We start from the raw sequence: 14261 nt of genomic DNA, 5'->3' as shown, positions 1-14261 counted from the left end.
CAGACATAAAAACCTTGTGAACCAAACTATGATTTGAACAATCACGATAACGAAAAAGTGATTAGCGAACAAAATGATTGGTGAACAGACAGTGACTGGCGGACAAATAGGCAACGTGGATCTTGTAAAACAGCTCAATAGTGCAGCTGTTTATAGTGTTATAGACCAACAAGGTCCAATTTCTCGAATTCAAGTAGCGGATGCTAGTCAACTAGCTCCGGCAAGCGTTACTAAAATCACTAGGCAGTTAATGCAAAGAGGATTGATAAAAGAAGTAGCACAACAAGCATCAACCGGCGGACGCCGTGCTATTTCTCTAAAAACAGAAGTGTCACTGTTTCACTCAATTGCAATAAGATTAGGGCGCGATTATATCCATTTAAGTTTATTTGATTTAGGTGCGGTAGAACTGGCTAGCTATAATAGTTCCTTCATTTATAGCAATCAAACTGAGCTCGAATCAGGTCTGTTACAACATATTCAACACTTTTTAGAGCACCAATCAGAAACGATTAATCAATTAATCGCTATCGGCATTGTGTTACCGGGTTTAATTAATCCAGAAGAAGGCATTGTCGATTATATTCCTAATACAGATGTCGATAATTTTGAACTTGTCGATGCTGTCAAACGGACATTCAATGTTGAGTGCTTTATTGGTAATGACATTAGAGGCCGAGCATTAGCTGAATACTATTTTGGGGCCAGTCAAGATGCGAGTGATTCAATACTTGTTAGCGTCCACAATGGTACCGGCGCAGGTATTATCGTCAACGGCCAAGTTTTTTTAGGGTCCAATAGAAACGTTGGAGAAATTGGTCATATCCAAATAGACCCACTGGGAGCACAATGCCAGTGTGGTAATTATGGCTGTTTAGAAACGGTTGCCTCCAATCCGGCCATTTTACAAGGTATCAGATCTCGCTTAAGTAAAGGTTACCCTTCCTCGCTTGCTACATTAGCCGATATAACGATTAGCGACGTTTGTCAGCACGCACTACATGACGATGAATTAGCTAAACAAAGTTTAATTCGTGTCGGTAATGATTTAGGTAAAGCGATAGCGATAACTATTAACTTATTTAACCCACAAAAAATTGTAATTGCGGGTGATATAACTCAAGCATCGGAATTACTTATTCCAGCCATACGTCGAAATATTGAAGCTCAGTCACTAACACGATTCCACACTAATCTACCTATAGTTGTGTCCGAATTGGAAAATAAACCGACCATCGGAGCATTTTCGATGATAAAGCGCGCCATGCTTAATGGTGTATTACTACAAAAGCTTCTCGAACCATCAATCATAACCTGAACTGTAGATAAATAATTTTCTGTAGCAACATTGTCTAGGTTATGCTTGAATAAATAGAACGTTTGTTGCAAGCATTCACTACCATTTGTAAATACTCATAATTAAGCCGAAATAATATCATCTTTTCGGCCTAGTTTTCACGTGCCTGCTTGTTTGAATATATATCAATTTAAATACGTATCCGTTGAAAGGCCTGTCTGTTTAAGTGTGTTAGGTATGTTCGCTGTTTAAGTTGTCGTAAGTTGGTCTAAAATTACATTGTAGGTTTGTATGGACATCCTTTTAATTTCCGCCTCTTTTATCATGGGTTTTATTGCACTGAGATGCAATTTACCACCTCTCGTTGGCTTTCTGCTTGCTGGTTTTATTTTGAAATTTTCAGGCTTTGAATCTAACGAAAACATTGAACTCTTATCCGATTTGGGCGTCACGTTGCTACTTTTTACTATCGGACTTAAATTAGATATCAAAACGCTTTTATCGAAAGAAATATGGGCAGGTGCGACACTTCATAACGTATTATCTACCTTATTTTTTACTCTCTGTATCGTCGCATTAAAGTTTATCGGTGTCATAAGTTTTAGTGCGATGACATTCAGCCAAATATTGCTGCTAAGTTTTGCACTTTCTTTTTCAAGTACGGTATTCGCGGTAAAGCATCTAGAAGAAAAAGGGGAAATGAATACCACCTATGGAACCCTCGCTATTGGTATTCTGATCATGCAGGATATTTTGGCTGTATTATTTCTAACAATTTCTACTGGTAAAGTACCAGAATGGTACGCTATAAGCCTATTTGCTTTGCCTATGTTAAGGCCTTTTTTCTATCGATTATTGCATTGGGTTGGTCATGGTGAAATGCTGGTCATATTTGGCATATTTATGGCATTAGTGGTTGGTGCTGGTTTATTTGATGTGGTTGGTCTTAAGCCTGACTTAGGTGCATTAATTTTAGGATTATTACTTGCTGGACATAAAAAATCGTCTGAGTTATCCAAATCCTTATTTAATTTGAAAGAGTTATTCTTAGTCTGCTTTTTTCTCAATATCGGCCTGGCTGAATACCCCACTGTTTCCGGAACAATTACCGCCCTGATCTTGTTATTACTCCTACCAATAAAAGGCGCTATCTACTATTTGATATTAAATAGATTCAAATTTCGGCTAAGAACATCGTTATTAACCAGTTTATCCCTGTTCAATTACAGTGAATTTGGCCTTATTGTTGGTGGTCTAGCGTTTAAAATGGGCTGGTTACCTGGTGATATATTAGTGTCTATCGCAATTGCCGTTTCACTTTCTTTTATGATCTCAGCACCATTAAATCGATTCGGTAATTCTGTGTATCAACGATCCTCAAAATGGTTACAAGAACAGACTCCTGAAAATCTTAATCAGATGGACAGACCCATCAAAGCAGGCACCGCTCAAATATTGATCTTAGGCATGGGACGAATAGGAACTGGTGCTTACGATGAATTAATCAAGCAGCATGGAGAAATAGTTCTAGGCGTAGAATTGCACCCTGATGCAGCAATAGAGCACAGGAAAGAAGGACGAAATGTAATTTGTGGTGACGCTGTCGATCCAGATTTTTGGGAACATATCCTTGATAGTGGAAAAATACAATTGGTCTTATTCGCCATGCCGAATCACCATGGTAACGAATTAGCATTTAATCAATTAAAATCAAAATATTACGCTGGGAAATCAGCGGCCATTGCCAGCTATCCAGATCAAGTCGAAACGCTCAAAGATCTTGGTGTTAATGCCGCATTTAATATTTACAATGAAGCAGGTAGTGGATTTGCTCAACACGTAATAGACCATCTTAAACCTGAGTTTAAGCAATAATCACCGTTAGTGGGCAATGTTCACTTTATCGGTGCAAAAACGAGCATTAATTAGAAAACATTCATTTATAATGGAAAATATTAAAAATTATCTAACCGAATACAGGTTTTGTGATTTTTACCATAATTAATGATTGCTTTTTTTAACCATAATGGCAAATTGTGTCTATTGCAGCATCGGAACTTAATAGGGATTTATATAATATGTGTTCAATATTTGGTATTTTAGACATTAAAAGCGATACCGCTACACTGCGCCCATTAGCGCTAGAAATGTCAAAAAAACTTCGTCATCGTGGTCCAGATTGGTCTGGTATCTATACTTCAGACCAAGCAATTTTAGCTCACGAGCGTTTGTCTATTGTCGGCTTAAATAGTGGAGCTCAGCCGCTATATAGCCCAAATAAAAAACACATATTAGCGGTCAACGGAGAGATCTATAATCACAAAGAGATCCGAGCTAAGTACGCTGATAAATACGATTTTCAAACCGATTCAGATTGCGAAGTCATTTTAGCGTTATACCAAGAGTTAGGTGCAGAAGCTCTGCTAGAAGAACTAAACGGTATATTTGCATTTATTCTTTACGATGAAGAAAAAGATAAATATCTTGTTGGTCGTGACCATATTGGCATTATTCCAATGTATCAAGGTTATGATGAACATGGAAACTACTACATCGCCTCTGAAATGAAAGCGCTTGTTCCTGTTTGTAAAACCATCAGTGAGTTCCCTCCTGGTTGTTATTACGGTTCTGACGACAGCGAGCCTCAACGTTACTATCAGCGTGACTGGATGGAATATAACGCCGTCAAAGATAACCTTTCAAGCAAAGAAGATTTAACTAAAGCACTAGAAGACGCGGTTAAGCGTCAATTAATGACCGACGTACCTTATGGTGTTCTTCTTTCTGGTGGATTAGATTCATCTATCACGTCTGCGGTAGCAAAACGTTTTGCCGCAATGCGTATCGAAGATGATGAAAAATCAGCAGCCTGGTGGCCTCAGCTTCATTCATTTGCGATTGGACTTGAAGGAGCCCCTGATCTTGTTGCTGCACGTGAAGTTGCAGATAAACTGGGTACAGTGCACCACGAAATGACTTATACCGTTCAAGAAGGTATTGATGCCATTCGTGATGTGATTTATCACATTGAAACCTATGATGTAACCACCATTAGAGCTTCAACGCCAATGTTCTTACTAGGTAGAAAAATCAAGGCAATGGGCATTAAGATGGTTCTTTCTGGAGAAGGTGCCGATGAGATATTTGGCGGTTACCTGTATTTCCACAAAGCACCAAACGACAAAGAAATGCACGAAGAATTAGTCCGTAAATTATTAGCCTTAAACATGTTTGATTGTGCTCGTGCTAACAAATCTCTTGCGGCCTGGGGTGTAGAGGGACGAGTTCCATTCTTAGATAAAGAATTTATTGATGTAGCTATGCGTATTAACCCAAAAGATAAGATGTGTGGCAACGGAAAAATGGAAAAACATATTCTACGTGAATGCTTTGAAGACTATTTACCTGATTCTATTGCATGGCGTCAGAAAGAACAGTTCTCTGATGGCGTAGGTTATGGCTGGATCGACTCATTAAAAGAACTCGCTGAAGAAAAAGTAACTGACCAACAGTTAGAAAATGCCGCGTTCAGATTCCCGTACAACACGCCATCGACCAAAGAAGGCTACATGTACCGTGAAATATTTGAAGAGTTATTCCCGCTTCCATCTGCAGCCGAATGTGTACCTGGTGGCCCTTCTATCGCTTGTTCATCAGCAAAAGCTATTGAGTGGGATGAGACATTTAAAAACATGGCCGATCCTTCAGGTCGTGCTATACAGGCGGTTCATAACGATTCTTACTAATTAATATCGTCAATTAGTATCTATAACTAAAAAAACAAAGGGCATTTCTGCCCTTTGTTTTATATTGAGTCAAAGTCAAATAAGTTTAAGCTTTAGTGATTGACGTATTACTGTTCATCACTGCGGACCAATTTATCAACTATTACTTGACTTCAATACTACTATTGTCTACTGAAACAGGTACCGTTTTGCTCATTAATGTGATTAACAAGACAGAACGTTTATCGCCATCCGCTTCTTTATAAATTGCTTCAATACCTTCAAACTGGCCTTGAATAATTCTAACCTCTTGACCTTTTTCAGGTAATTTATCCGAAAGTTGGGCCACCGTGTTTTGCTCACACACTTTAATTTCTGCCACCAATTGCGCATTAACTTCTAATGGAGATGCTCCTTGACGAATAAAGTCCACCACACCTCTAGTTGAGCGTATTGTGGTAAAACTTGGCCCTTGTTCATAATCAAACTGAACAAACATATAAGAAGCAAACAGTGGCTCAATAACTTTTTTTCTTTTCCCTCGTACTACCTTTTCAATTTCAACCACTGGGTAATAGCACTCGACACCTTGGTTCTCTAAGTGCGCTTTTGCCCTTTCCAAGTCGCCTCTTTTACAATAGAGAAGATACCAACGATTCATAACTCTTATTCTCAATTTATATTATTCGTTAATGACAATGTTAATTTGATATTTGCTTAAACCATGAAAAAACCGATAAAACCACAACTAGCTATCGTCATTGGTCACTAATTCCATCATCATTTCAATGTGCTCATCATCATCATTTAAACAGGCTATATAGCGAAAATCTTCGCCTCCAGCTTGTAAAAATAATTCTTTGCACTCTTGGGCCAATTCTTCTAAGGTCTCTAAACAATCCACTGAAAAAGCAGGCGAAATAATATCAACTCGTTTAGTCATACTATTAGCTAACGCTTTTAACGTCATATCAGTGTATGGCTTAAGCCACTCTTCTTTACCAAATCTAGATTGATAGCTCATACCTATTTTTTCACTATCTAATCCCAATTCTTTAGCCAACAACTGTGTTGTCATTTCACAGTGCTGAGGATATATATCGCCATTGTTTGCGTAGCGCTGCGGGATACCATGGTAAGAACAAAGTAAATAATCACCTTGGCCATTTTGCTGCCAAAATTGCCTCACTTTATTCGCCAACGCTTTAATATAAAGTGGGTGATCATGATAATCGTTGACTAACCGTACCTGGCATTTTTCATCTAGTTTAACTAGAGCCTTATCGCAAGCATCTTGCACCGCTCCCGTTGTTGTACCGGAGTACTGCGGATAAAGCGGTAACAGAATGATCTCATTTACACCACGTTTCTGTAAATTTTCCAACCCCATCAATAGACTTGGGTTGCCATATGTCATACCCAATTCAACCGGCAACCCTAATTGAACTTCTAATTTACTAACCTGATTTTGAGAGTGAACCAATAACGGCGAGCCACCTTCCATCCAAATACTTTTATATAATTTAGCGACTTTAGGCGCTCGGATGGGCAGAATTATTCCGTGTAATAGCGGACACCATAGCCAACGAGTCATATCCACAACACGGTGATCATGCAAAAATTGACTTAGAAATTTTTTTACTGCCGCTGGTGTTGGTGCATCAGGCGTGCCTAAATTAACCAACAACACACCTTTGTTATTCTTCAATTCCATACAAAACTACTTATTGTCGTTTATAAATAATTGTTACCTACAGCTTATCTTGTCGTTTTAACTTAGACAAAGATTTCCTGCTCTCGCTGTTACAATACGCATAAAAAAACCGACTACCAGTAGTCGGTTTTTCTTATATCTTTGAACAAAATTAGTTGAAAAACAAGCTAACCAGTCAAATTTATGTTAGGAAAGAGCAGCTTCTATTTCAGCGCTAACTTCAGCTACTTGCTTAGTACCATCAAACTTCAAATAGGTAGTATTACCCATTTTAGCTTCTTTTCCATAATATTCGATAAGAGGAGACGTTTGCTCATGATAAACACCTAAACGAGCACGTACTGTATCTTCTTGGTCATCATCGCGAATAACAAGGTCTTCACCTGTTACATCATCTTTACCTTCAACTTTAGGCGGATTAAATATGGTGTGATAAGTTCTACCTGAAGGTAAGTGCGCTCGACGGCCAGCCATACGCTCAACGATGACACTATCATCAACATCGATTTCAATAACGTAATCAACTGAAACGCCAAGTTCTTTCAAGCCATCAGCTTGTGGAAGAGTACGAGGAAATCCATCGAGAAGAAATCCTTTTTCACAGTCATCTTGTGCAATACGTTCTTTAATTAACCCCAAAATAATTTCATCGGAAACAAGCTGACCAGCATCAATTACTGCTTTAGCCGCCTTCCCCATTTCAGTGCCCGCTTTGATGGCTGCACGCAGCATGTCACCAGTAGAAATTTGCGGTATGCCGAATTTTTCCATGATGAATTGAGCTTGTGTTCCTTTACCAGCACCTGGGGCACCTAGCAGAATGATGCGCATGACATTTCCTCTTTATTTTTTAATTTATAACGAAACTCACTGTTCACATTTTTATCATGAAAGGTTCGCGATAAGTTTCGGTATAACATTTATGTTAATCAGTTATTTTCAAGCCCGCGGATTCTAGCACAGAATGCGGGCTTATTGTGTAGTTTACGGATGATCAGCGATTGATTCTCTTACACCTTAGTCAAAAGGGTATTTACCGCTCCTAAGAATTGAGCTGGATCTTCCATTGCTCCACGTTCAGATAACATCGCTTGCCCAAGTAACACCTCTACCCAACGGCCAAATGCTTCTTCGTCCGCTTCATCAGCCATACGCTTAACTAAATCGTGCTCAGGATTAATTTCAAAAATATACTTCATTTCAGGGACATCTTGGCCCGCCGCTTCTAAAAGCTTCGCCATTTGAGTACCCATCTCAAAGTCATCCGTCACAACGACAGCTGGAGTATTGGCCAACTTAAACGTGGTACGAACTTCTTTTACTCGATCGCCTAGATAAGTTTTAGTACGCTCAACAACTGATTTAAATTCTTCAGCCGTTTCTTTTTGCTTCTCTTTTTCCGCTTCGTCTTCAAACTTACTCAGATCCAAGCCCGCTTTAGTAATTGATTGGAATGCTTTACCGTCAAACTCAGTTAAATAGTTCATTAACCATTCATCAATACGATCGCACATCAAGATAACTTCAATACCTTTCGCTTTAAACTGCTCTAAATGCGGGCTATGTTTAGCTGCTGCGTAGCTATCAGCCGTCAGGTAATAAATCTTATCTTGCTCTTCTTTCATGCGCTCAATGTAGGCAGCTAAAGAAACCGTTTGATCGGCTGAATCGGTCTCTGTTGAACAGAAACGCAATAGCCCAGCAATTTTTTCTTTGTTAGAAAAGTCTTCCGCAGGCCCTTCTTTTAATACTTGACCAAACTCTTTCCAGAACGTGAGGTATTTTTCTTCATCATTTTTAGCCACGCGTTCTAACATGGTTAATACACGTTTAGTACATGCATTTCTTAGTGACTGTGTCACTTTATTATCTTGTAATATTTCGCGAGAAACGTTCAAAGGAAGATCATTAGAATCAATTAACCCACGTACAAATCGCAAGTACGTTGGCATAAACTGTTCTGCATCATCCATTATGAAGACACGTTGAACATATAATTTTAAGCCACTTTTATGATCGCGGTTCATCATATCCCAAGGAGCTTTGGCAGGAATATACAATAGGCTTGTGTAGTCGTTCTTACCTTCTACGTGATTATGGCTCCATACCAATGGATCGGCATAATCATGAGAAACATGTTTGTAAAACTCTTGATACTCTTCTTCGGCAATATCAGATTTATTGCGAGTCCATAGTGCTTGAGCTTTGTTGATTTGCTCCCATTGACCTTGTTCTTTTTCGTTGCCTTCTTCGTCTTTCTCTTTCGTCCAAATTGATACAGGAATACCAATATGATCAGAATATTTACTAATAACGTCACGCAAACGATATTCAGAAAGGAACTCTTCTCCTTCTTCACGCATATGCAGAATAATATCGGTACCGCGAGTTTCTTTTTTGATAGACTCAATCGTGTACTCGCCTTCTCCAGAAGAGTGCCATTGCACTGCATCTTCAGCAGTGGAACCAGCAACACGAGTTCTTACCGTTACTGCATCAGCAACGATAAATGCCGAGTAAAAACCAACACCGAACTGGCCAATTAACTGAGAATCTTTACTTTGATCGTCAGAAAGCTTAGAGAAAAACTCAGCAGTACCTGATTTAGCGATGGTACCTAAGTGCTCAATCACATCGTCACGGCTCATACCGATACCATTGTCAGATACGGTTAACGTTTTCGCTTCTGTATCAAAACTCAGCTTCACACCCAAATCGGCATCACCTTGATATAACTCAGAATCAGACAAAGCCTGAAAGCGCAACTTATCAGAAGCATCGGATGCATTTGAGATCAGTTCTCGGAGAAAAATCTCTTTATTTGAGTAAAGTGAGTGGATCATTAAGTGAAGTAATTGTTTTACTTCCGACTGAAAACCACGAGTTTCTTTGTTGTTTGTTGCCGTCTCGCTCATTTTAACTCCATTAATTATTCGATAAATGAAATAATAGAAAAAATTCTATTACTTACTTGTGTACTCTTGGACTTGTATATAGTTTGAGGCGTAATCGTGCCTATCGCTGGCTTATAGATAGGGGTGGCATTTGTAAATTCAAGGTCAATTTTCATAAAAACAGTGTTTTTTACAACTATTTTTCTCTATTCTGCGTTAACTTTTTGGCAAACAATCATAACAAACCTATATTAATAATTATGCAAATAGGATTCCTTCATTGTTTTCTATCTTTGATTCAATTACTTAAGGTATACACACCATAAAATGAGTAGCATTGGTACTAAATTTATTCTGGCACAACGGTTTGTTTTTGATCCAAACAGTGATTCGCTAGTTGATAAAACAAATAGTAATGAATTAAATCGGTTAGGCAGTAACGAAAGTAGAATTTTACTGCTGTTTTCAAAGCGTCCTAGCCAAATTATTACTCGTGATGAATTGCATGACTTTGTTTGGCGAGAGCAAGGCTTTCAAGTGGATGACTCTAGCTTAACACAAGCGATTTCTACTCTTAGAAAAGTACTCTGTGATTCCACAAAAACGCCTCAGTTTATTAAAACGGTTCCCAAGCGTGGTTACCAATTTATTGCCTCGGTTGAAAAAACTGTGCCGCTACTTTCTAGTCTGAACGAAGGTAAGATAACCGGTATAGCTAAAGATATCTCTAGTACAAACATGGTTTGGCCTAATACAAGCGAAAACTTACCCAAAGCAAACGTAGAGAAGTCTAATATAAGTAGTGATCTGCCAGAGAGTAAAGCCGTTGAACTTTGCAGGGAAAATGAGCAAACCGCGACAGAACAAGATCATTATGTTTCATCGAAAATCAACGTACAAAATAACAAACGAACACACCATATTGGTCATCGCTTAATTTTTTTTATCGCTATACTTTTACCTCTTTTGGTTTATCTTTCGATGGAACCCGCGTCATCCAAGTTCAAACTTATCGACACCATTGACGGTATTCCATTGCAAACCACAGAACGTCATCCTCCTTTGGAACACTGGCAGCCACTGTTCAATAAGTGTGTGCAAGCTTACCTTTCCGAAGTCAATTCGACCACATTCGATCAAAAACCAACTAAAATCATCATAACAGCTGGCCCTAATAACAATTTAATTATCAATTATGTACATTCAGAATCGAATACCGCTGACAATGTTACCATTCAGTTATTTACTAAGCGGTATAACGCTAACGCACTGTGCAATGAGCCGGAGAGATAGAGATGAAAAATACTAAGTATGCGCTAACTTTTCTCTCTATCTCTGTCATATTTAGTACATGGCTATTTTGGAGTTATGACCTTAAATTAGAACGAGAATTAACCTCTCGAGAATGGCAATCAACGATCAACCATTTTATTTCACCAGAAATGCAACAGGATGAAAATAACAAAATTTACATTCTAAGCAAGATTGAAGTCACCAGTAATGTGAAATATTTGCCCAATGGGTCGTACAGGCGTGTCTCGCATCTCACTATGTTTGACAAGAAGCAGAAAGTGACTTCTGTAATGAATATTTCAGAATCAGGACATTGGGAATTGAGCGACAACTATCTGCTCATTTACCCTAAAGAGTTTAAGGAGGTATCAACTAACAACAGTGTAGACTTTACAGAACAACAACTCGAAATAGTAAAAACTCTGTTTATTATGGATGCAGAACAGAGTCGACGAGTGGACATTATTAATAGTAAAGCACTACTACTAACCAGTTTAAATTACGGCTCGCGTATTTTGTCTTCGCAGTAATGTTAAGCCAGCAGATTGTGAAACAGTAAATTTTAAAACAGTAAAAAAGGGCTTACGCCCTTTTTTACTGTTTGCCTAGTCTGGTATAGATACATGATATCGACTTTAAAACTGATATTATTTACTTCAATTTATAAATAATACCAGGGTTACACCTAACCATTTCAAAACGATCGGTTAATCCGGTTAATGATTCTGATGCGCCAAGTAATAAATACCCACCGGGATTAAGTGACCCAGCAATAGAATTTAACACTTTGGCTTTCATATCTGGAGAAAAATAAATCAGCACATTTCGGCAAAATACAATGTCGAACTTCCCTAACAAAGCATAACTTTCCATTAAATTTTGCGGACGAAAATTAACGAAACGTTTAACATTATCTTTAATCTTCATTCTACCATCGCCAGTGTCTTCAAAAAAAGTACGCCTGCGTTCAGGCGACAACCCACGACCAAGCGCCAAATTATCGTACACACCAGCTCGACACATATCTAACATACTTGCCGAAATATCGGTTGCTGTTATTGATACATTAGGTAGTAAACCTGGCTTTTTTTTCTGCGTTTCTAATATAGTCATTGCCATTGAATAAGGTTCTTGACCTGAAGAACTCGCCGCAGACCAAATTTTAATCGGTCTTTTATTCGCTGCCACTTCTGGCAACAACTTTTCAGCTAATACTGTAAAAGGATAACCATCGCGAAACCACAATGTTTCATTGGTAGTCATTGCATCGACTGCCGCAATTCGTAACTCTCTATTTCGCCCTGTCACCACATTTTTCAATAGATCGGATAGCGATTCGAGCTTAAATTTATTAACCAGTGGACTCAAGCGACTGCGCACTAAATATTGCTTGCTGTCACCTAAAACGATGCCACATTGTGATTCTAAAAATCGGCTAAAATCACGGTACTCTTGATCACTTATCGTAATAACTGTCATTCATTTCTCTTTATTCTTGGACCACTGCCGCTTTTACCGCTGCGCCCAATTCGTCTGGATTAAATTTGGCAATGAATTCATTTGCACCTACTCGTTCAACCATAGCTTGATTAAAAACGCCACTTAAAGAAGTATGCAGAATTATATGCAAATCTTTTAAATCAGGATGTCTACGGATTTCAGCAGTTAGCGTATAGCCGTCCATTTCAGGCATTTCGATATCGGAAATGACCAAAGAAAGTTGCTCATATATGCTGCCTTCAGAAGCCATCTGAACCAATTTATCAAACGCTTCTTTACCATCTTTCACTAAAACCGCTTCAAACCCGATAGATTCAATTGCTCTTTGTACTTGTTTACGAGCAACCGTAGAATCGTCTGCAATGAGTATACGACGCACAATTGATTTTTGTGTTCCTTGTTCTGCTTGAGCAATTTCTTCAGCAATGTCACTGCTCATTTCCTCTTTGACTGGCGAAATCTCCGCGAGGATTTTTTCCACATCGAGTATTTCTACTAACTCGTTATCAATATTGGTCACTGCGGTTAAGTAGTTGCCACTTCCAGCGCTGTCAGGAGGCGGTAGTATAGTCTCCCAATGCATGTTAATTATTCGCTCGACTGACGTAACTAAAAAACCTTGTACTGTGCGATTAAATTCAGAAATAACGACAAAACATTTGTCTGGTTCTGCGGTACGTCGACCACCAATTGCTAGACTTAAATCTATAATAGAAATCGTTTTTCCACGAATATGAGCAATCCCAATAACCAATGGATTAAGGTTAGGCATTAATGTTAATTTAGGGCACTGCAGTATTTCTTTCACTTTAAATACATTAATGCCATATCTTTGACGCCCCATAAGGCGAAACGTCAATAACTCTAACCTATTTTGACCTACGAGCTGTGTACGTTGATTCACTGAATCCATAATACCGGTCATAAACTCAACTCCGTTTAAACTTCTGAATAAAAAAATGTTAACCTAATTGAGCTATTTTACAACAAAGCACAATATGGATGCTAAAACTAAGGGAAGTGTAATATGTATTTTATGTCTAAAACAAAAAATTGTTACTATTCCTTTGTTAAGTTTATCGGTTTTTTTGCGCTTTTCTTTAGTTTTTTTTCATCTGCAGCAACACCAGAACAAATAACCATTATCCAACAAGCAGCAGAAAGTCACGTGACCACTATTATGCCTGTCCCTCAAGACGGAGAGTTAGTGGTGACCGCTGCCAATATAGATTCAAGAATTAAAGCCACAACCTGTCCATCAGAATTAGAAACTTCATCATCATCGAAAAGCCGTTCAACCAGTAACCTTACTGTATTAGTCGAATGTCCTGAACATGCTTGGCGTGTATATGTACCTGTTCGTATTTCAATGTCCCTACCTCTTGTGGTCGCCAATCGTTCTTTAACTCGAGGCGAAATAGTGACAAAATCTGATTTAACTATATCTATGATAGAACTGAATTCTTATCGCCGACAGGGGTATGACGCTATAAATTATGTTGCAGGCGCAAAAATGAAAAAAAACGTCCGTATTGGCGAAGTCATAGAGCGTGGCGATATTTGTGTTGTTTGTCGAAATGAAAAGGTGATCATTAAAGCCATAAAAGGCGAATTAACCATTACAACAAAAGGAACGGCACTCTCTGATGGGGCAAGTGGTGATCAAGTCAGAGTGAAAAATGACAAATCAAAACGTATAATTGAAGGCATTGTAACGGATATTGCCGAAATTACGGTTTATTTTTAATTCATTTTGCCTCACACTAAGCTAATATTTATCACAATAGTTAACATTGGTGGCGTGTAGAATAAATTATGAAAATAGTGTAAATAATCGC

12 protein-coding genes are annotated in these 14261 nt (G+C 38.5%); 6 read left to right on the top strand and 6 right to left on the bottom strand.

The genetic code is table 11. The features are described from left to right. The first annotated feature begins 91 nt into the window (after nucleotides 1-91). The 3 genes from nagC (at nucleotide 92) to asnB (ending at nucleotide 5043) form a co-directional block, all read left to right on the top strand. Nucleotides 92-1318, top strand: coding sequence for a DNA-binding transcriptional regulator NagC (gene nagC / locus ACLKML_RS15750; RefSeq protein ID WP_413285908.1), 1227 nt, complete (start codon nucleotides 92-94; stop codon nucleotides 1316-1318). A gap of 270 nt (nucleotides 1319-1588) precedes the next feature. Then, on the top strand, nucleotides 1589-3172 hold the full coding sequence (locus tag ACLKML_RS15745) for a cation:proton antiporter (protein ID WP_413283986.1): 1584 nt from the start codon (nucleotides 1589-1591) through the stop codon (nucleotides 3170-3172). A 203-nt stretch (nucleotides 3173-3375) separates the two neighbouring features. After that, nucleotides 3376-5043 (top strand): asparagine synthase B, encoded by a 1668-nt coding sequence (gene asnB, locus ACLKML_RS15740; protein WP_413283985.1) that lies wholly within the window; start codon nucleotides 3376-3378, stop codon nucleotides 5041-5043. Nucleotides 5044-5185: 142 nt separating this feature from the next. Here the strand turns inward: asnB and rfaH are convergent, their stop codons facing one another. The 4 genes from rfaH to htpG all read right to left on the bottom strand — a co-directional run bounded on the left by rfaH (nucleotide 5186) and on the right by htpG (nucleotide 9651). After that, the gene (gene rfaH / locus ACLKML_RS15735; RefSeq protein WP_413283984.1) at nucleotides 5186-5683 is read right to left on the bottom strand and encodes a transcription/translation regulatory transformer protein RfaH; all 498 of its coding nucleotides are present in this window, start codon (nucleotides 5681-5683) and stop codon (nucleotides 5186-5188) included. Between the two features lie 87 nt (nucleotides 5684-5770). Next, the gene (hemH, locus tag ACLKML_RS15730) at nucleotides 5771-6736 is read right to left on the bottom strand and encodes a ferrochelatase (RefSeq protein WP_413283983.1); all 966 of its coding nucleotides are present in this window, start codon (nucleotides 6734-6736) and stop codon (nucleotides 5771-5773) included. 186 nt (nucleotides 6737-6922) lie between these two features. After that, nucleotides 6923-7567, bottom strand: coding sequence for an adenylate kinase (gene adk, locus ACLKML_RS15725; RefSeq protein ID WP_413283982.1), 645 nt, complete (start codon nucleotides 7565-7567; stop codon nucleotides 6923-6925). Between the two features lie 179 nt (nucleotides 7568-7746). Then, a complete protein-coding gene (gene htpG / locus ACLKML_RS15720) occupies nucleotides 7747-9651 on the bottom strand; it encodes a molecular chaperone HtpG (RefSeq protein WP_413283981.1) in 1905 nt (634 codons plus the stop codon). A 306-nt stretch (nucleotides 9652-9957) separates the two neighbouring features. Between htpG and ACLKML_RS15715 the strand changes: the two genes are divergently transcribed. Next, on the top strand, nucleotides 9958-10923 hold the full coding sequence (locus ACLKML_RS15715; protein ID WP_413283980.1) for a winged helix-turn-helix domain-containing protein: 966 nt from the start codon (nucleotides 9958-9960) through the stop codon (nucleotides 10921-10923). A 2-nt stretch (nucleotides 10924-10925) separates the two neighbouring features. Then, nucleotides 10926-11453 (top strand): regulatory protein ToxS, encoded by a 528-nt coding sequence (locus tag ACLKML_RS15710; RefSeq protein WP_413283979.1) that lies wholly within the window; start codon nucleotides 10926-10928, stop codon nucleotides 11451-11453. A 121-nt stretch (nucleotides 11454-11574) separates the two neighbouring features. On the opposite strand, the gene ACLKML_RS15705 is transcribed toward ACLKML_RS15710, so the two are convergent. After that, nucleotides 11575-12402: a CheR family methyltransferase gene (locus ACLKML_RS15705; protein ID WP_413283978.1), complete on the bottom strand. Its 828-nt coding sequence runs from the start codon at nucleotides 12400-12402 to the stop codon at nucleotides 11575-11577. A gap of 10 nt (nucleotides 12403-12412) precedes the next feature. After that, nucleotides 12413-13348 (bottom strand): chemotaxis protein CheV, encoded by a 936-nt coding sequence (locus ACLKML_RS15700; protein WP_413283977.1) that lies wholly within the window; start codon nucleotides 13346-13348, stop codon nucleotides 12413-12415. A 102-nt stretch (nucleotides 13349-13450) separates the two neighbouring features. Here ACLKML_RS15700 and flgA point away from each other — a divergent pair, with 102 nt between their 5' ends. Beyond that, nucleotides 13451-14170 (top strand): flagellar basal body P-ring formation chaperone FlgA, encoded by a 720-nt coding sequence (gene flgA / locus ACLKML_RS15695; protein ID WP_413283976.1) that lies wholly within the window; start codon nucleotides 13451-13453, stop codon nucleotides 14168-14170. Nucleotides 14171-14261 lie beyond the last annotated feature (91 nt).

The organism is Vibrio sp. MA40-2 (assembly GCF_047302445.1).
Lineage (GTDB): Bacteria > Pseudomonadota > Gammaproteobacteria > Enterobacterales > Vibrionaceae > Vibrio.
This window is presented reverse-complemented; position numbering and strand designations above follow the sequence as displayed.